Source organism: Mycobacterium heckeshornense, from assembly GCF_016592155.1.
Taxonomy (GTDB): Bacteria; Actinomycetota; Actinomycetes; order Mycobacteriales; family Mycobacteriaceae; genus Mycobacterium; species Mycobacterium heckeshornense.
The window spans coordinates 290,685-308,585 of the sequence record NZ_AP024237.1 but is presented as its reverse complement, the minus strand read 5'-3'; the positions used below and the strand labels follow the sequence as shown (position 1 = coordinate 308,585).

General features: G+C 65.6%; 17 protein-coding genes, 1 tRNA gene and 1 other RNA gene. 10 read left to right on the top strand and 9 right to left on the bottom strand.

Annotation, left to right across the window (positions count from 1 at the left end):
- Positions 1 to 31: 31 nt before the first annotated feature.
- Both MHEC_RS01285 and MHEC_RS01280 read left to right on the top strand, forming a co-directional pair.
- Positions 32 to 1,411, top strand: coding sequence for an FAD-binding oxidoreductase (locus MHEC_RS01285; RefSeq protein WP_048891433.1), 1,380 nt, complete (start codon positions 32 to 34; stop codon positions 1,409 to 1,411).
- Positions 1,408 to 2,718, top strand: coding sequence for a class I SAM-dependent methyltransferase (locus MHEC_RS01280; protein WP_048891432.1), 1,311 nt, complete (start codon positions 1,408 to 1,410; stop codon positions 2,716 to 2,718). Before MHEC_RS01285 ends, MHEC_RS01280 begins: the two co-directional genes overlap by 4 nt.
- A gap of 7 nt (positions 2,719 to 2,725) precedes the next feature.
- On the opposite strand, the gene MHEC_RS01275 is transcribed toward MHEC_RS01280, so the two are convergent.
- The 3 genes from MHEC_RS01275 to ffs form a co-directional block, all read right to left on the bottom strand.
- The gene (locus MHEC_RS01275; protein ID WP_048891431.1) at positions 2,726 to 4,417 is read right to left on the bottom strand and encodes a DNA polymerase III subunits gamma/tau; all 1,692 of its coding nucleotides are present in this window, start codon (positions 4,415 to 4,417) and stop codon (positions 2,726 to 2,728) included.
- Positions 4,418 to 4,427: 10 nt separating this feature from the next.
- A complete protein-coding gene (locus MHEC_RS01270; RefSeq protein WP_099869439.1) occupies positions 4,428 to 5,723 on the bottom strand; it encodes an aminotransferase class I/II-fold pyridoxal phosphate-dependent enzyme in 1,296 nt (431 codons plus the stop codon).
- 73 nt (positions 5,724 to 5,796) lie between these two features.
- Positions 5,797 to 5,893, bottom strand: an RNA gene (gene ffs / locus MHEC_RS01265) — signal recognition particle sRNA small type.
- Positions 5,894 to 5,946: 53 nt separating this feature from the next.
- Between ffs and MHEC_RS01260 the strand changes: the two genes are divergently transcribed.
- From MHEC_RS01260 to MHEC_RS01250, 3 genes are all read left to right on the top strand, one after another.
- Positions 5,947 to 6,032, top strand: a tRNA-Ser gene (locus MHEC_RS01260).
- An 88-nt stretch (positions 6,033 to 6,120) separates the two neighbouring features.
- Positions 6,121 to 6,867 carry a hypothetical protein gene (locus MHEC_RS01255; protein WP_048891429.1) on the top strand — a complete coding sequence of 249 codons (747 nt, stop codon included), beginning with the start codon at positions 6,121 to 6,123 and terminating at the stop codon, positions 6,865 to 6,867.
- 42 nt (positions 6,868 to 6,909) lie between these two features.
- Positions 6,910 to 7,968, top strand: coding sequence for an NAD(P)H-dependent amine dehydrogenase family protein (locus tag MHEC_RS01250; RefSeq protein ID WP_048891428.1), 1,059 nt, complete (start codon positions 6,910 to 6,912; stop codon positions 7,966 to 7,968).
- 34 nt (positions 7,969 to 8,002) lie between these two features.
- Here the strand turns inward: MHEC_RS01250 and MHEC_RS01245 are convergent, their stop codons facing one another.
- Complete coding sequence (locus MHEC_RS01245; RefSeq protein WP_048891427.1) at positions 8,003 to 8,338, bottom strand: DUF732 domain-containing protein; 336 nt, start codon at positions 8,336 to 8,338, stop codon at positions 8,003 to 8,005.
- 396 nt (positions 8,339 to 8,734) lie between these two features.
- Between MHEC_RS01245 and MHEC_RS01240 the strand changes: the two genes are divergently transcribed.
- On the top strand, positions 8,735 to 9,166 hold the full coding sequence (locus tag MHEC_RS01240) for an MmpS family transport accessory protein (RefSeq protein WP_048891426.1): 432 nt from the start codon (positions 8,735 to 8,737) through the stop codon (positions 9,164 to 9,166).
- Positions 9,163 to 12,063, top strand: a complete 2,901-nt coding sequence (locus MHEC_RS01235) for an MMPL/RND family transporter (protein ID WP_048891425.1) — start codon at positions 9,163 to 9,165, stop codon at positions 12,061 to 12,063. Before MHEC_RS01240 ends, MHEC_RS01235 begins: the two co-directional genes overlap by 4 nt.
- Positions 12,064 to 12,144: 81 nt before the next feature.
- On the opposite strand, the gene MHEC_RS01230 is transcribed toward MHEC_RS01235, so the two are convergent.
- A complete protein-coding gene (locus MHEC_RS01230; protein ID WP_048891424.1) occupies positions 12,145 to 12,606 on the bottom strand; it encodes a DUF5078 domain-containing protein in 462 nt (153 codons plus the stop codon).
- A 162-nt stretch (positions 12,607 to 12,768) separates the two neighbouring features.
- Between MHEC_RS01230 and MHEC_RS01225 the strand changes: the two genes are divergently transcribed.
- A complete protein-coding gene (locus tag MHEC_RS01225; protein WP_048891503.1) occupies positions 12,769 to 13,371 on the top strand; it encodes a cutinase family protein in 603 nt (200 codons plus the stop codon).
- 63 nt (positions 13,372 to 13,434) lie between these two features.
- Positions 13,435 to 14,088, top strand: coding sequence for a cutinase family protein (locus MHEC_RS01220; protein WP_048891423.1), 654 nt, complete (start codon positions 13,435 to 13,437; stop codon positions 14,086 to 14,088).
- 11 nt (positions 14,089 to 14,099) lie between these two features.
- On the opposite strand, the gene MHEC_RS01215 is transcribed toward MHEC_RS01220, so the two are convergent.
- From MHEC_RS01215 to MHEC_RS01205, 4 genes are all read right to left on the bottom strand, one after another.
- Positions 14,100 to 14,378 carry a GlsB/YeaQ/YmgE family stress response membrane protein gene (locus MHEC_RS01215; protein ID WP_048891422.1) on the bottom strand — a complete coding sequence of 93 codons (279 nt, stop codon included), beginning with the start codon at positions 14,376 to 14,378 and terminating at the stop codon, positions 14,100 to 14,102.
- Positions 14,379 to 14,484: 106 nt separating this feature from the next.
- A complete protein-coding gene (locus tag MHEC_RS24635; RefSeq protein WP_264016475.1) occupies positions 14,485 to 14,613 on the bottom strand; it encodes a hypothetical protein in 129 nt (42 codons plus the stop codon).
- A 55-nt stretch (positions 14,614 to 14,668) separates the two neighbouring features.
- A complete protein-coding gene (locus MHEC_RS01210) occupies positions 14,669 to 15,721 on the bottom strand; it encodes a DNA polymerase domain-containing protein (protein WP_048891421.1) in 1,053 nt (350 codons plus the stop codon).
- Positions 15,721 to 16,761, bottom strand: a complete 1,041-nt coding sequence (locus MHEC_RS01205; protein ID WP_048891420.1) for an ATP-dependent DNA ligase — start codon at positions 16,759 to 16,761, stop codon at positions 15,721 to 15,723. The genes MHEC_RS01210 and MHEC_RS01205 overlap by 1 nt, the downstream gene beginning before the upstream one ends.
- A 60-nt stretch (positions 16,762 to 16,821) precedes the next feature.
- Here MHEC_RS01205 and MHEC_RS01200 point away from each other — a divergent pair, with 60 nt between their 5' ends.
- Entirely contained in the window at positions 16,822 to 17,898 is a 1,077-nt protein-coding gene (locus MHEC_RS01200) for an ATP-dependent DNA ligase (protein WP_048891419.1), read from the top strand.
- The last annotated feature ends 3 nt before the right edge of the window (positions 17,899 to 17,901 follow it).

Below are 17,901 nucleotides of genomic sequence, written 5' to 3'. Positions count from 1 at the left end.
GCGACGGCGGCTGTCGGGGACTAGGGTATATGTGGTGCCTGTTCCCGAAGCCGCACTGGAGGCTCACAGGGCGGGCGTCGAGCGGTTGTTGGCGAGCTATCGCTGCATCCCCGCGACGGCGTCCGTCCGACTCGCCAAGCCCACGTCGAACTTGTTCCGTGCCCGCGTCAAACGCGATGCTCCCGGCCTCGACACTTCCGGGCTTACCGATGTCATCTGGGTCGATCCCGACGCCCGTACCGCCGACGTGGCCGGCATGTGCACCTATGAAGACCTGGTGGCGGCCACCCTGCCGTACGGCTTGTCGCCCCTGGTAGTGCCGCAATTGAAGACCATCACGCTGGGCGGGGCGGTCACCGGCTTGGGTATCGAGTCGGCGTCGTTCCGCAACGGTCTGCCGCATGAGTCGGTGCTGGAGATGGACATCCTCACCGGCGCCGGCGAATTGCTCACGGTGTCGCCGCAACAGCACGCCGACCTCTACCGAGCATTTCCCAATTCATATGGAACGCTTGGCTATTCGACGAGGCTGCGCATTGAGCTGGAGACCGTCAAGCCGTTTGTCGCGCTGCGCCACGTTCGATTCCATTCGCTGGCCGACATGGTGGCGGCCATGGACCGCATCGTCGATACCGGCGGATTCGACGGTGTCCCAGTCGATTACCTCGACGGTGTGGTGTTCAGTGCCGACGAGAGCTACCTGTGTGTCGGCGTGCGGACCACCACCCCGGGCCCGGTCAGCGACTACACCGGCCAGCAGATCTACTATCGGTCAATCCAGCACGACACCGGTATCAAGGAAGACCGGCTGACGATTCTCGACTACTTCTGGCGCTGGGACACCGATTGGTTCTGGTGCTCACGGTCATTCGGCGCGCAGAATCCGCGCATCAGGCGTTTTTGGCCGCGGCGCTACCGGCGCAGCAGCGTGTACTGGAAGCTGGTGTCCCTCGACCAGCGGTTCGCCATCTCCGACCGGATCGAGAAACGCAAGGGTCGTCCGCCGCGCGAGCGGGTGGTACAAGACATCGAAGTCCCGATCGAGCGGACCGAGGAGTTCCTGACCTGGTTCCTCGACAACGTTCCGATCACACCGATCTGGCTGTGCCCGTTGCGGTTACGCGATCAGGACGGCTGGCCGCTGTATCCGATCCGACCGGGCCGCACCTATGTCAACGTAGGCTTTTGGTCGTCGGTGCCGGCGGGTGCGACCGAGGGGGCCACGAACCGGTCGATCGAAGCCAAGGTCGGCGAGCTCGACGGACACAAGTCGCTGTACTCCGACTCCTACTACACCCGTGAGGAATTCGACGAACTCTACGGCGGCGAGACCTACAAGACGGTGAAGAAGACCTACGACCCGGATTCACGTCTTCTCGACCTCTATGCGAAGGCGGTGCAGCGACGGTGACGACGACCAAAGAACATGCCCCGGCCACCGGCAAGATGAGCCTGGCTCAGATCCTGGCGATTCTCACCGAGGGTGGACAGCAGCCGCTGAAGTTCAGCGCCTACGACGGCAGCACCGCCGGGCCCGACGATGCCGTGCTGGGCCTGGACTTGTTGACCCCCCGGGGCACCACCTACCTGGCCACTGCGCCCGGCGAGCTCGGGCTGGCCCGCGCCTACGTCTCGGGCGATCTGGAACCGCGTGGCGTGCATCCCGGCGACCCGTACGAGCTGCTCAAGGCGCTGGCGGAAAGACTCGACTTCAAACGGCCCTCTCCGTGGCTGCTGGCCAGCATCGTCCGCTCCATCGGACTCGAGCGCTTGGTGCCCGTCGCGCCACCACCGCAGGAGGCTCTGCCCCGCTGGCGTCGGATCGCCGAGGGCTTGCGGCACAGCAAAACCCGCGACGCCGAAGCCATCCATCACCACTACGACGTCTCCAACACCTTCTACGAATGGGTGCTCGGGCCGTCGATGACTTACACCTGCGCTGTCTACCCACACCCGGACGCGACACTGGAGGAAGCGCAGGAAAACAAGTACCGGCTGATCTTCGACAAGCTGCGTCTGCAACCCGGTGACCGCCTGCTCGACGTCGGCTGCGGCTGGGGTGGCATGGTCCGCTACGCGGCCCGCCGCGGGGTGCGCGCCATCGGCGCCACGCTGTCGGCCGAGCAGGCCAAGTGGGCGCAACGAAAGATCGCCGACGAGGGCCTGGGCGACCTGGCCGAGGTGCGCCACTCCGACTACCGCGATGTCCCCGAGATCGGTTTCGACGCGGTGTCGTCCATCGGGCTCACCGAGCACATCGGCGTCAAGAATTACCCGGCGTATTTCCGCTTCCTCAAACAGAAGCTGCGCACCGGCGGCTTGCTGCTCAACCACTGCATCACCCGCCACTCCAACCGGTCCACCTTCCGAGCCGGTGGCTTCACCGACCGCTACGTGTTCCCCGACGGTGAACTGACCGGATCCGGCCGCATCATCACCGAGATCCAAGAGGCCGGCTTCGAGGTGCTGCATAACGAGAACTTCCGCAATCACTACGCGATGACGCTGCGTGACTGGTGCCGTAACCTCGTCGCGCACTGGGACGAGGCGGTCGCCGAGGTCGGTCTGCCCACCGCCAAGATCTGGGGTCTGTACATGGCCGCTTCACGGGTGGGCTTCGAGCAGAACAAGATTCAGCTACATCACGTGCTGGCGGTTAAGCCCGACAAGCATGGCCACGACGGCGGCCTGCCGCTGCGGCCCTGGTGGCAGCCCTAGGTCGAGCTCAACCTTTGTCGATGCGCCGGGCGCCGAGTTCGTTCTGCAGCAGTTCGAGCGCGGCCTCCTCCGGATCGCGGCGTGGCGGCGGGCTGTCGCGTCCGGCCTCGGCCATCATGCTGTCCTCTTCGGCCCGCTGAGCCGGATCCCCCTGCGCAGCAGGCGCGTCAGCAGGTGCCGGAGCGCCGGTCTCGCATCGCACCCGCCAATCCACGCCCAGGGCGTCTTTGAGCGCTTCGGCGATGACGTCGGCGTTGCGCTGCTCGCACAGTCGTTTGGCCAGCGGCGCCGATTCGTGGCTCAACACCAACGTATTGCCCTCGACCGCGCGCACGGTGGCCCCGGCCAGCATCACCTCGGTGGTGCGGCTGCGCTGCCGCACCTTGTCGCGCACTGTCGGCCACATGGTCCGTACCGCCGCGGCCCCGGGCTCGCCCGGGCTGGCCGGCTCCGCCGGCCGCGCCGGTGCTGGTGGTTTGCGCTCCGGCTCGGTCGCCTTGTTGGCCGGCCCCGACCGCGTCGGCGCTTCACCGGCCGGGACCGAAAGTTTCAGCCGGTTCTCGATGCGCTCGATGCGTTGCAGCAACGCCGATTCGGTGTCGCTGGCTGACGGCAGCAGCATCCGCGCGCAGATGACTTCGAGCAGCAGGCGCGGTGCCGTCGCTCCGCGCATCTCCCCCAGCCCGGCCTGCACCACCTCGGCGTACCGGGTCAGGGTGGCCATCCCGATCCGCGCCGCTTGATCACGCATCCGCTCCAGCACGTCTTCCGGCGCGTCCACCACGCCGCGGGCGGCGGCATCGGGAACCGATTGCAGCACAATGAGATCCCTGAACCGTTCTAACAGGTCGGTAGCGAACCGGCGCGGATCGTGGCCGGCGTCGATCACCGATTCGACCGCGCCGAACAGCGCCGCGGCGTCCTCGGCGGCCAGCGCATCGACGGCCTCGTCGACCAGGGCGATATCGGTCGCACCGAGCAATCCCAGCGCCCGCTGGTAGCTCACCCGATCGCCCTCGGCGCCGGCCAGCAACTGGTCGAGCACCGACAAGGTGTCGCGGGGAGAACCGCCGCCGGCCCGGATCAGCAGCGGGTAGACCGCGTCGTCGATGGCCACGCCCTCCTGCTGGCAGATGCGCTCGAGCAATGCCCGCATGGTGCGCGGCGGCAACAGCCGGAACGGATAGTGATGGGTGCGCGACCGGATCGTCGGCAGCACCTTCTCGGGCTCGGTGGTGGCGAAGACGAAGATGAGGTGTTCGGGCGGCTCCTCGACGATCTTGAGCAGCGCGTTGAACCCCGCGGTAGTCACCATGTGTGCCTCGTCGACGATGAAGACGCGGTAGCGGGACTGGGCCGGCGCGTAGAACGCCCGGTCGCGCAGCTCGCGGGTGTCGTCGACGCCGCCGTGGCTGGCCGCGTCGAGCTCGACGACGTCGATGCTGCCCGGCCCGTTGGGTGCCAGCGCGACGCAGGACTCGCACACCCCGCAGGGGCTCGACGTGGGTCCCTGACTGCAGTTCAGCGAGCGGGCCAGGATCCGCGCACACGAGGTCTTGCCGCAGCCGCGCGGACCCGAGAACAGGTAGGCGTGGTGAATCCGACCAGCGCCAAGGGCAACCGACAGCGGCTCGGTGACATGCTCCTGCCCCACCACGTCGGCGAACGTCGCCGGTCGGTACTTGCGGTAGAGGGCCACGGTCAGCAGGCTACCGACGCGCTCCGACGCCGGCGCGGGCCAGCAGGGACTCGGTGGCCGCCAAGAGCGCGCAAGTGGCCAACCCGTCAATCGCATCGCGCAGGTCCGGGATCGACGGGAACGTCGGCGCGATCCGAATGTTCTTGTCGTCGGGGTCTTTTCGGTATGGGAACGACGCGCCAGCCTCGGTGACGGCGATGCCGGCGTCCTTGGCCAGCGCCACCGTGCGACGCGCGGTGCCGGGTAGCACGTCGAGGCTGATGAAATAGCCGCCTTTGGGCTCGGTCCAGGAAGCGATCTGGGAATCACGCAGCCGTTTGTCGAGAATTTCCAGCGCCAACGCGAACTTCGGCGCCAGAATCTGCTGGTGGCGCAGCATCTGCAGGCGCACCCCGTCGGCGTCGCCGAAAAAGCGCAGATGGCGCAGCTGGTTGACCTTGTCCGGGCCGATCGACTTCTTGCCCGCATACTGCAAATACCAGGCGATATTGCCCAGCGAGCCGCCGAAGAAGCTGACGCCGGCACCGGCAAAAGTGATCTTCGATGTTGACGCGAAGACATACGGCCGGTTGGGGTTGCCGGCTGTCGCGGCCAGTCCCAGCACGTCGATCTGTCGGACAAAGTCCAGCGTCAACGTGTGCACCGCGTAGGCGTTGTCCCAGAACAACCGGAAATCGTTTGCCGCCGTGTGCATCTGGACAAGACGGCGAGCGGTCTCCCATGAGTAGGTGACCCCGGTGGGGTTGGAGAACACCGGCACCGCCCACATGCCCTTGATGGCGGGGTCGACGGCGACGAGCTCCTCGACCAGGTCGACGTCGGGCCCGTCGTCGCGCATCGGGATCGAGATCATCTCGATGCCCAGGCTCTCGTTGATCGCGAAGTGCCGGTCATAGCCCGGGACCGGACAGAGAAACTTGACCGTCGGTTCGTCTTTCCAGGGCCGCGGCGAATCCACACCGCCGTGCAGCATCGAGAAAACGATGACGTCGTGCATCATCTCGAGGCTGGAGTTGTTGCCAGCGATCAGATTCGGCACCGGGATGCCAAGCAGCTCACCGAAAATCGCGCGCAACCCTGGCAGGCCGTGCTGTCCGCCGTAATTGCGGGTGTCGGTGCCGTCCTCGTCGCGGTAGTCGTCGCCGGGCAGGCTCAGCAGCGCATTGGACAGGGCGAGCTGCTCGCTCGACGGTTTGCCGCGCGTGAGGTCCAGGGCCAGCTTCTTGGACTGCAGCTCCGCATACTCCTGCTGGTGGCGGGCGTGTAAGGCCGCCAGCTCGTCACGGCGCAGGGAGTGGAACGACACCATACGCCTTTCACCGTCGAACGCCGTGCAGCAAGTGGGCTCGGTACCCGGCCGGACCCCGCGGCCGCCACCGACCTGGGGGACCCCGCGCACCCGCCAGAGCCTGTTGACCCTTGCTGCCTTCCGGCCCTGGGGGAGTTCACAGGATAGACGCCGCGCGGGGTCCACCGCGAGTCTAGTACCGTGGCCCGGGCAACTTCGGCCAGCCAGCTACCATGACCGAGGAGGATTCGCCTAGTGGCCTATGGCGCTCGCCTGGAACGCGGGTTGGGTTAACAGCCCTCGCGGGTTCAAATCCCGCATCCTCCGCACGCGGTCCAAGGTGCGGCCAGTCAGGATGGTCAGGGTTTGGCCGCCCTTGGACCGAGTTCACCTCGATCAAGGCTTGAGGAGGGCTATGGGGCGCAAGGTCGCTATCGTGTGGCACGCGCTGTCGTGGATGGCTGCCGGCGCCCTCTACTTCTTCTTCGCGATCCCCCGCTGGTATGAGCTCATGGGCGAATTGCCGCACGCGCTCGGGACGGCGGGGCGCATCGGTTGTGGTGTGCTGATCGGTCTGAGCGCGCTTCCGGTGGTGTTTACCCTGTTGCGGACCCGCAAGCCCGAATACGGCACCCCGCAGCTGGCGCTGTCGCTGCGCACCTGGTCGATCGCGGCGCAGGTGCTGGCCGGGGTGCTCGTCGTCGGCGCGGCGATCAGCGAAATCTGGTTGAGCCTGGATGACGCCGGGCAGTGGTTGTTCGGGATCTACGGGGCCGCGGCAGCGATAGCACTGCTGGGCATTTTCTCCTTCTACCTGTCGTTTGTCGCCGAGCTGCCGCCACCGCAGCCCAAGCCGCGCAAGGCCAAGCCACCCAAGCGCCGCCTGCGTCGCAAGAAACGCCGCGCGACAGAACCCGAGGCCGAAGCAGAGGTAGCCCGCACGGAAACCACCGAGGAAGCCGAGGAAGCCGAGGAGGCCACGGCCGGCGCCAACGACCCCGAACCGCCGGCCGAGTCCGCGCACGAAGAATCACCCAGCGCCGAGGACACCGCGGCAACCGGGTCGCCGCGAGGTGGATTGCGCAACCGCCGCCCGACCGGCAAGTCGGCGGTGCGGCGGCGTCGACGCTCACGCGGCGGCGTCGCGGTCGACGACAAGTAGGCCCGCCCCGGCATCGTCGACGCCGGACAATATGCTGAGCGGGTGCCAAACAGCTATCGGGTCGTCCAGTGGACGACAGGAAATGTCGGCAAGAGCTCGGTACAGGCCCTGGTGGCCAACCCCACGTTCGAACTCGTCGGCTGTTATGCCCACTCACCCGACAAGGTGGGCCGCGACGTCGGAGAACTGTGCGGCATCGACCCACTGGGTGTTGTCGCCACCGACGATGTCGACGCCCTGCTGGCGCTGAAGCCGGACTGCGTTGTCTACAACCCGATGTGGATCAACGTCGACGAGCTGGTACGCATCCTGTCGGCCGGCGTCAACGTCGTCGCGACGGCATCGTTTATCACCGGACACAACTTGGGCGCGGACCGCGACCGCATCGCCGAAGCCTGCCGCAAAGGCGGCTCGACGATCTTCGGCTCCGGTGTCAGCCCCGGATTCGCTGAACTATTGGCGATCGTGTCGGCCATGGTGTGCGACCGGGTGGACAAGGTCACCGTCAACGAGGCCGCCGACACCACGTTTTACGATTCGCCGGCCACCGAACTGCCGGTGGGGTTCGGCAAGCCGATCGACCACCCCGACCTGCCCGCGATGACGGCGCAAGGCACGGCGGTGTTCGGCGAGGCGGTGCGGCTGGTCGCTGACGCGCTCGGGGTCGAGTTAGACGAGGTGCGCTGCCAGGCGGAGTATGCGCAAACCACCGCGGATCTCGACCTGGGCTCCTGGACCATCGCGGCCGGCTGCGTCGCCGGTGTCTACGCAAGCTGGCAAGGGCTCGTCGGCGGCAAATCCCTCGTCGAGCTCAACGTGCGGTGGCGCAAGGGCCAGACCCTCGAGCCGGACTGGAAAATCGATCAGGACGGGTGGGTCATCCACGTCGACGGGCGGCCAACGGTGAAGACCACCGTCGGGTTTTTGCCGCCCCCCGATTTCCAGGCCGGGACCATCGCCGACTTCATGACACTCGGCCACATCATGACGGCGATGCCTACCATCAACGCGATTCCTGCTGTCGTCGCGGCCGCACCGGGCATCGTCACTTACACCGACCTGCCGTTGACGCTGCCACGCGGCGTGGCCTCGGCCGGATGACCGGTCGCTCGAGGCGGGTGACAAGCGGCGGCGCTCAGCCTTGGACCGGTGGAATGTTTTGCAGTTTGGGTGCCAGGTCGGGGCAGTAGAAGCTGATGGCGGTGCCGAGGAACTGATACGTCTGCACCGGTGTGGTGCCGCGCGGCAAGTTGTGTGACAGGAATCGGGCGGATGCGGCAGCGTCCGGGTCGACGCCGTCACCGAGTCGCCGGCAAGCGATTTTGGCCAGGTACGGGTTGTAGTCGTGGGGGCCGTAGATGCCGTAGGTCTGAAGCTGGTTATCGAAGTCGGTGTCCGGGTCGGCGTGCGCTGGTGCGGCCAGAGCGCTCGCAATGGCGATCGCGGCGACCGTGAACCTCGTTACCTTCATGGCTGGATCGTACCTTTCCGTTCCACCTGCGGGCCCGTCTCGGCTGGATGGGCCCGGACAGCCATACTCGTGGGCCGGCGCACCAATCAGACTTTAGCGTCGCTAATCTATGGCGCACGTACGTTAGGCCAACTAATCTATGGCAATACGGTAAGGAGGACGGTCAACATGGCAGGGACCGGGTCCGCGGTCAGGAAACCACGGGCCGGCAAAGCTTCTGAGGTCATATCTCAGTGGCAACCGCACCGCCACACCTGAGCAGACCCGCTGACGTACCGGATGAGCTGGTGTACGCCGGTGACGGCAGCGTGTCGCCGATCGTCTGCGTATGCCGACGCGGCGAAGCGCGCCCGGCCGCAGGCTGTCGATGGTCACGACGAGAGGGGTGAGCTTTCGATGTACAGAGTTATCAAACGCGTCTGGATGCCGTTGCTCATTGCCGTTGTCGTCGCCGTCGGCGGGTTCACCGTGTATCGCGTGCACGGCTATTTCGGCGCTCATGGCGCCGCGGGCGGCTCGTCGGTCAAATACGAAGACACCAAGCCGTTCAACCCGAAGGTGGTGGTCTACGAAATCTTCGGCCAAGGCGGCGCCATGGCCGACATCAATTACCTGGATCTCAACGCCACCCCCCGGCGGGTGGACGGTGCATCGCTGCCATGGTCGCTGACGTTGTCGACCACTGACCCTGCGGTGAGCCCGAACATCGTGGCGCAGGGCAACGGCGACACGATCGGCTGCCGCATCACCGTCGACGGCGTGGTCAAAGACGAAAGGATCTCCAACGGCGTGAACGCCCAGACCTTCTGCTTGGTGAAATCCGCATGAGCGCCCACTCGGCCGACGCGCCCACCGACGCGTTGCGGGTAGCCGGTGAGCCGATACACGAGCGGTTGCCGCGCTGGATCCGCCGGCTGGCGGTGCCGATTCTGCTCGCGTGGGTTGCGGTCACCGTGGTGTTGAACCTGGTTGTCCCCCAATTGGACGTCGTGGGCCAGATGCGGACGGTGTCGATGAGCCCCAAAGACGCGCCATCGATGATCGCGATGAAGCGCGTCGGTCAGGTCTTCCACGAATTCAAATCCGACAGCTCGGCGATGGTCGTGTTGGAGGGCGATCGCCCCCTCGGTGACGCGGCCCACCACTACTACGACGGCCTGGTCGCCAAGTTCAGGGCGGACACCAAACACGTCGAGAACGTCCAGGACTTCTGGAGCGACCCGCTGACCGCGGCGGGCTCGCAGAGCCCTGACGGCAAAGCGGCCTACGTTCAGGTGTATCTCGCCGGTAATCAGGGTGAGAGCCTGGCCAACGAGTCGGTCGAGGCGATCCAGACCATCCTCAAGAACAATCCACCACCGCCCGGAATCCACGTGTATGCCACCGGGGCGGCGCCGCTGCTGGCCGACCAGCACATCGCCGGTGACCGCAGCCTCAAGCTGATCACCAGCCTCACCTTCCTGGTGATCATTGTGATGCTGCTGTTCGTCTACCGGTCGATCATCACGGTGTTGATCGTGATGGCAATGGTGTTCCTGGAGTTGGCGGTGGCCCGCGGCGTGGTGGCATTCCTGGGCTACCACAACATCATTGGGCTCTCCACATTCGCGGTGAACCTGCTTGTGATGCTGGCCATCGCTGCGGCGACCGACTATGCCATCTTTTTGATCGGCCGCTACCAGGAAGCCCGCACCGTCGGCGAGGACCGCGAGTCCGCGTTCTACACGATGTATCGCGGGACGGGCCACGTGATCCTGGGCTCGGGTCTGACGATCGCGGGCGCGACCTTCTGCCTGCGTTTCACCCGGTTGCCCTATTTCCAGACCCTCGGTGTTCCGCTGGCGATCGGCATGCTCGTCGTGGTGTTCGCCGCGCTGACGCTCGGAGCGGCGGCCGTTGTGGTGGCCAGTCATTTCGGGCTGCTCGAGCCGCGACGGGCGATGCGGATACGCGGCTGGCGAAAGATCGGCGCGGCGGTCGTGCGCTGGCCGGCTCCCGTCCTGGCCGCGACGGTGGCCATCGCCCTGGTCGGCCTGATCACCTTGCCCAGCTATCGGCCCGGCTACGACAACCGCAACTACATGCCGGCCGACATCCCGGCGAACGTGGGATATGCCGCCGCGGACCGGCACTTCGCGCAAGCCCGGATGAATCCCGAATTGCTGCTGATCGAAACCGATCACGACATGCGAAACCCCGCCGACTTCCTGGTGATCAACCGGGTGGCCAAGGCCGTCTTCCAGGTGCCCGGCATCGCGCGGGTACAGGCCATCACGCGGCCCCAGGGGACGCCGATCAATCACACGACGATCCCGTTCATGATCAGCATGCAGGGCACCACCCAGCAGCTGAACATGAAGTACATGCTGGACCGCATGAACGACATGCTGGTGCAGGCCGACGAAATGCAAAAGACCATCAACAACATGGAGAAGATGCTCGACATCACCCGGCAGATGGCGGACACCACGCACAGCATGGTCGGCAAGATGCACGGCATGGTCGCCGACATTCAGGAGTTACGAGATCAGATCGCGAACTTCGACGACTTCTGGCGACCGATCCGCAGCTACTTCTATTGGGAGAAGCACTGTTTCGACATTCCCATCTGCTGGTCGCTGCGGTCGATCTTCGACGCACTGGACGGCGTTGACACGATGACCGATGACATCACGAACTTGATGCCGGACATGGACCGGCTCGACACGCTGATGCCGCAGATGCTCACGATCATGCCGCCGATGATCGAGACCATGAAGACGATGAAGACCATGATGCTGACCATGCAGCAAACCATGGGCGGCCTTCAGCATCAGATGCAGGCGATGATGGACAACCAGTCCGCGATGGGCCACGCATTCGACGACGCCAAAAACGACGACTCGTTCTATCTGCCGCCGGAAGCCTTTGACAATCCCGATTTCAAGCGCGGCGTAAAAATGTTCCTGTCGCCCGACGGCCATGCGGTCCGGATGATCATCTTCCACGAAGGTGATCCCATGTCACCGGAAGGTATTTCGCACGTCACCCCGATAAAGCGGGCCGTACACGAGGCCATCAAGGCCACGCCGCTGGAGGGCTCCAAGGTGTACCTCGGTGGTACGGCTGCCATCTACAAAGACATGTCCACCGGGGCGACGTGGGACTTGATCATCGCCGGAATCGCCTCGCTGTGTTTGATTTTCATCGTGATGCTGGTCATCACCCGAAGCATCATCGCCGCTGCCGTCATCGTCGGCACCGTGCTGCTCTCGCTGGGCAGCGCGTTCGGACTGTCCGTGCTGATCTGGCAGCACATCGTCGGACTCGATGTGCACTGGATGGTGCTGGCCATGTCGGTGATCATCTTGTTGGCGGTCGGCTCGGACTACAACCTGCTGCTGGTGGCGCGGTTCAAAGAGGAGATTCACGCCGGGCTCAAGACCGGCATTATCCGCGCAATGGGCGGCAGCGGTTCCGTCGTCACATCGGCCGGCCTGGTGTTCGCGTTCACCATGATGGCCATGGTGGTCAGTGACCTGCGCGTCATCGGCCAGGTCGGCACCACCATCGGTCTGGGTTTGCTGTTCGACACCTTGGTGGTGCGCTCGTTCATGACACCGTCCATCGCCGCGCTGCTCGGCCGGTGGTTCTGGTGGCCACAACGCGTGCGCACCCGGCCGGCTCGGCACCGGGCGGCGCCGACCGCGCCCGTTAGCCGGGAGTTAGCGGAAGCGAGATCGTAGGCGACGCAATGGCGCAGCTGACTGCGCCAGCGGATCATCCGCGAATCTCTTTGAGCGACAGCGTGTTACGTGCGGTTGTCGTCACCAGTCCCACACGGACATGTCGTTCGGTGGGTATTCAGCGCAGTGGTCGGTTTCCTTGGCGACGACGCCCTTGTTGTTGAAGAAGATCTTGAAGTTGTTGACCCATTGGATCGTCATCGGGTCGCGTACGCCCGGCTCATACAAGTGGTCCGAGTATTGCCTGCGCTCCGCGGGCGTCAATGAAAAGAACCAGTGCGCCTTGTCCTGGACTGCCTGCTGAAAATTTTGGTGGAAGTGGTAGTCGTTCATATACCGCTCGTAGTACACCGGAGCGTAGTCTCTGGCGGCGGCCAGCAGTTGCTCGGCGGTGCACGTGGTGTTGATGATCCGCCGCGGGATCGGGTAGTCGTCTGTGGAGTCCGCCGCTGCGCGGCCGGGAAGGGCCGTGGCGGCGATGCCGAGGGCAAGCATTGCCGCCGCACCGGCGCACAGGACTGGTTTCCGACGATTGCGACGCATGTGGCCTACTATAACGCCCCGGTAACGACCTTTGCGCCGTCTCTGCCACATCCGTCAAACAGCCGCATCCGCCGCTACCCGGCCGTGACAACACCGCCCGACAGGCACCGAGGCTGTGCCAACATTCGTAAGGTGAGCGCACGGGCCACCGCCGCGTGCCTCGTGGCGGGCGCCGCGGTGATCGGCTGCGGGTTGCTGAACACGGCGATCATCGCCGATGCGGACCCCTGTCCCGACGCCGAAGTGGTGTTTGCTCGTGGCACCAATGAGCCTGCGGGCGTCGGCGCGGTCGGCCAGGCGTTCGTCGATTCGCTCAGAAGCCAAGCGCCGCGGCGTTCGATCGGCGTCTACCCGGTGAACTACCCGGCGACCGACGCCTTTGTCAGCAGCTCGTTCGCCGGTGCCGCTGATGCCCGCGCTCACGTGGAAAACACGGTCGCGACCTGCCCCGACACCCGGCTCGTGCTCGGCGGATATTCGCAGGGCGCGGGGGTGATCGATATGGCCACCGAGTCGATGCCGCCGCGGGTGGCCGACCACGTCGCCGCGGTGGCGCTGTTCGGCAACCCGGAAAGTACCTTCGCGCGGACGTTGGGCGGGGGCCGGCTGCCCACGATCAGCCCGCTGTACCGTCCGAAAACCATCGACTTGTGCGTTCCCGACGACCCGATCTGCTCCGAAGGCAGGAATCCCGCGGCGCACGTCGCCTATATCCAGTCGGGTATGACGAACCAGGCCGCGTCATTCGCGGCTGGTCGGCTCTAGCCGGGGCCGGTGCGGTTACCACCAGCCGTCAGGCAATCACCGGCGATGTGTCAGCATGCACAGATGACCATCCGCGACATCGCTCGCGTGCTCGGCGCGGCCGGCGTGCTGCCGTGGACGCTTGTCGGCGCACCGAGCCTTACCGCGTCGGCTCACGCCGATCAATGCCCCGACACCGAGGTGGTATTCGCCCGTGGCACCGGTGAGCCTCCCGGTGTGGGCGGGGTCGGCCAGGCGTTCGTCGACTCGCTTGAGTCGCAACTTGCGGGGCGATCGCTGCAGGTCTACGCGGTCAACTACCCGGCGACCGCCGACTACGTCAACAGCGCGCTGGCCGGCGCGAGCGATGCCGGCGCGCACATCCAAAACATCGTCGCGGAATGCCCCAAGACCAGCGTGGTGCTCGGCGGATATTCGCAGGGCGCGGGTGTGATGGACCTGGTCAGCAACCAGATGCCGGCCCAGCTGGCCAACCACGTCGCCGCGGTCGCTCTCTTCGGCAACCCGTCGAGCAGCTACGCAAAGTCGTTGACGGACGGCCGGATTCCCGCGGTCAACGCTGTCTATCGCCCGAAGACCATCGACTTGTGCCTTCCCGACGACATCATCTGCGCCGACGGCGGAAACATGGTCCCTCACCTGCTGTATGTGCAGAACGGTATGCCGGATCAGGCCGCGGCATTTGTTGCGAGCCGACTCCAGCAGCCGTCGGCGTAGGTTGCGGGCAGCTATCGAAGCGTTCTGGGGCGGCGAGCGGTCACTGCCTGATAGATCGCGATCAAAATGACGGCGACAACCACGCCAATGATGAAGGGAATCCAGGCGATTCCACCATTGGCATTGTGGTACCCGAACGCGCCGGCGACCGCCGAGCCGACGAGGCCACCGACCGCGCCGAGCAGAACTGTCATGACCATGCCGATGTTCTGCTTGCCCGGCATGACCAGACGCGCCACCACACCGATAATCGCGCCCACGATGATGGCCAGGATGATTGATCCGATCATTGCTGCTCCTGTCATAGCGACGCCCGGGTCGGCGCCCTTCGCGGCTAGGGAGTTCCCGCAATTGACCGGGTTATAACGTCGGACAATCCGGTGCCCTGATCCACGGTTACGCTCGTCGGTCGTCATTGCTGCTGCCGGGGGGCGGCTTGTTCAGCCACTTCCGCAGCCAAAGCAGCCGATCGATGACAATGCCGAGCGCCACGAGCGTCAGCGTCACCACGATCGCGGTGGTCACGTATTCCATGGTGACAGCCGGGTGACCTCCTGGGCCACCGGTCCCGGATTGCGGGCTACTGCAGGCTGCCTGGTTTCTTCAGGTCGGTATCCCGGGAGGGCTGCACCCGTTTGGGTTCGCCCGGCATCTTCGGGTAGTTCGGCGGATAGGGCAGGTCGCCCAGGCCACGCTCTTCGTCGGCCCTGACCATCTCCAGCAGCGGCGCAATCGACTGGCGGACAGATTCCATGTCGGCCCACGGGTCGTCGCGGCGGGCCACCAGGTCGGGCACGGTGACGAGAGTGTAGTCGTCGGGGTCAGCGCGGGCCAGCTCCTGCCAGGTCAGCGGGGTGGATACCGTCGCGATCGGCGTGCGCCGCACCGAGTATGCCGACGCGAACGTGCGGTCGCGGGCGTTTTGGTTGTAGTCGATGAAAATCCGCTTCCCGCGCTCCTCTTTCCACCACGAGGTGGTGACCGCGTCCGGTGCGCGGCGTTCCACCTCGCGGGCCAGGGCGATCCCGGCGCGGCGCACGGCGACGAAATCCCACTCCGTTTTGATCCGCAGGAACACGTGCACGCCCCGGCCACCGGATGTCTTGGGATAGCCGACCAGGCCCAGTTCGTCGAGCAGCGGTTTGAGCACGTCGACGGCGATCGCCCGGGCCTCGGCGAAGCCGGTGCCCGGTTGCGGGTCGAGGTCAACTCTGAGTTCGTCGGGATGTTCGGTGTCCGGGCAGCGCACCGGCCACGGATGCAGGGTCACGGTGCCCATCTGCGCGGCCCACACGATCGCCGCGGGATGGGTCACCTTCAGCGCGTCGGCGGTGCGCCCGGACGGGAACGTGATCCGGCAGGTTTCCAGGTAATCCGGGTGGTGCCGCGGGATCCGCTTTTGGTAGATCTCCTCGCCGTCGATGCCGTCGGGGAAGCGTTGCAAATGGGTGGGCCGGTCACGCAGCGCGGTCAGCATCGGGCCGCGCGCAACCGCGCGATAGTACTCGACGAGCCGGCGTTTGGTGCCGGCCGAACCCAGCATGGGGAAATACACGCGGTCCGGGTTGGTCAACCGGACGGTGATCCCGTCGACATCGAGTTCTTCTGCTTCTCCCCTGTTCGGGCCGGGCATTACGATTCCAGCACGTCGTACAGGTCGTAGGTCGCGGGTACGTCGAGCTGGTCGAAGGTGCAGCTTGTGGGGTCACGGTCGGGTCGCCAGCGCACGAAATGGGCGGCGTGGCGGAACCGCTGACCCTCCATCTGGTCATAGGCGACTTCGGCGACCTTCTCCGGGCGAATGGGTATCCACCGTTTGTCCGCCGCCGAATTCCATCTGCTGGGCTCACCGTCGTAGACGACGTCGGCGCCCTTGCGCAACGGCTCGAGGTCGGCCAGCAGCTTGAGCCGATCTTTGGCGGTGAATGATGCTGCGCCGCCGACCATCTGCAGTTCGCCGTCGTCGCGGTACAAGCCCAGCAGGATCGATCCGATGCCCTGGCCGCTTTTGTGGATGCGGTAGCCGATCGCCACACAATCGGCGTCGCGGGCGTGTTTGACCTTGACCATGTCCCGCTTGCCCGGCAGGTACGGCCCGTCGAGCCGTTTGGCGACAACCCCGTCCAAACCCGCGCCTTCGAACATCGTCAGCCACTGCTGCCCCAGTTGCGGGTCTTCGGTGGCACCGGTGACGTGGCACCGCTGCCGGTGATCGACCAGTTCCGACAGCGCGCGGCGGCGGATCCGCAACGGTTCACCGAGCAAGGATGCGGAGCCGGTGGCCAGCGCGTCGAAACCGATGAAGTGTGCCGGGGTCTGTTGGGCCAGCATCGTGATCCGGCTGGTCGCGGGGTGGATGCGCTGGGAGAGCGATTCCCAGTCCAGCCGGATTCGGCCGCCGATGTCGCGGGGCACGACGACCTCTCCGTCGAGCACGCACCGGGTGGCCACCTCGGCGCGCAGGGCGTCGAGCAGCTCCGGAAAATACCGGCCGAGCTCCCTGCCGTTGCGCGATTGCAGCACTACCTTGTCGCCGTCGCGGAAAACCAAGGCCCTAAACCCATCCCACTTCGGTTCGTATGACCACACTCCGGCGTCGGTGGGGACTTTGGTCTGCGCCTTGGCCAGCATCGGCTCTAACGGCGGCTGCACGGGGAGATCCACGCCTTTCATACAAACGTAGACCCTGAACCGGGGGCAATGTCATCGGTACCCGGGCGCAAGAATGAGCGGGTGCAGCTGCCTGTGATGCCGCCGGTATCGCCGATGTTGGCCAAACCCGTCCGGTCGATCCCGTCCGGCGCCTGCTACGAGCCGAAGTGGGATGGGTTCAGGGCGATCTGCTTTCGCGACGGCGACGAAGTCGAGCTGGGCAGCCGCAACGAGCGACCGATGACGCGGTATTTCCCGGAACTCGTCGCGGCGGCAACCGCGGAGCTGCCGCGTCGGTGTGTGATCGACGGCGAAATTGTCATCGCGACCGACCACGGCCTGGACTTCGATGCGCTGCAGCTGCGGCTGCATCCGGCGGCGTCGCGGGTGCGAATGCTCGCCACGCAGACACCGGCTTCGTTGATCGCCTTCGATTTGCTTGCCCTCGGCGACACCGACTACACCCAGCGGCCGTTCAGCGAGCGCCGCGCCGCCCTCGTGGATGCGCTGGCCGGCTCGGGACCGTCGATTCACGTCACCCCGGCGACCACCGACCTTGACACCGCCCGGCGATGGTTCGACCAGTTCGAGGGGGCAGGGCTCGACGGGATCATCGCCAAGCCGCCGACCATCACCTATCAGCCGGACAGGCGCGTGATGTTCAAGGTCAAACACGAGCGGACCGCGGATTGCGTTGTCGCCGGCTACCGGGTGCACAAATCGGGCGGCGACGCGGTCGGCTCGCTCCTGCTGGGCCTCTACAAAGACGACGGCACACTCGCTTGGGTCGGCGTCATCGGCGCATTCCCGATGGCCGAGCGGAAGCTGATGTTCGCTGAATTACAGCCGCTGGTAACCACTTTCGATGCGCACCCGTGGAATTGGTCCACACACACGCTCGGTGAGCGCCCGCCACGGCGCAACGCAGGCTCACGCTGGAATGCGGGTAAGGATCTCTCCTTCGTACCGCTGCGGCCCGAAAGGGTCGTCGAGGTGCGCTACGACCACCTTGACGGCGAACGCTTCCGCCACACGGTGCAATTCCACCGCTGGCGACCCGACCGCGACCCGCGCTCGTGCACCTATGCCCAACTGGAACAACCGGTTACGTTCCGCCTCGGCGACATCATGCCGGGTCTCGGTGTGGGCAGCGGCTGACCC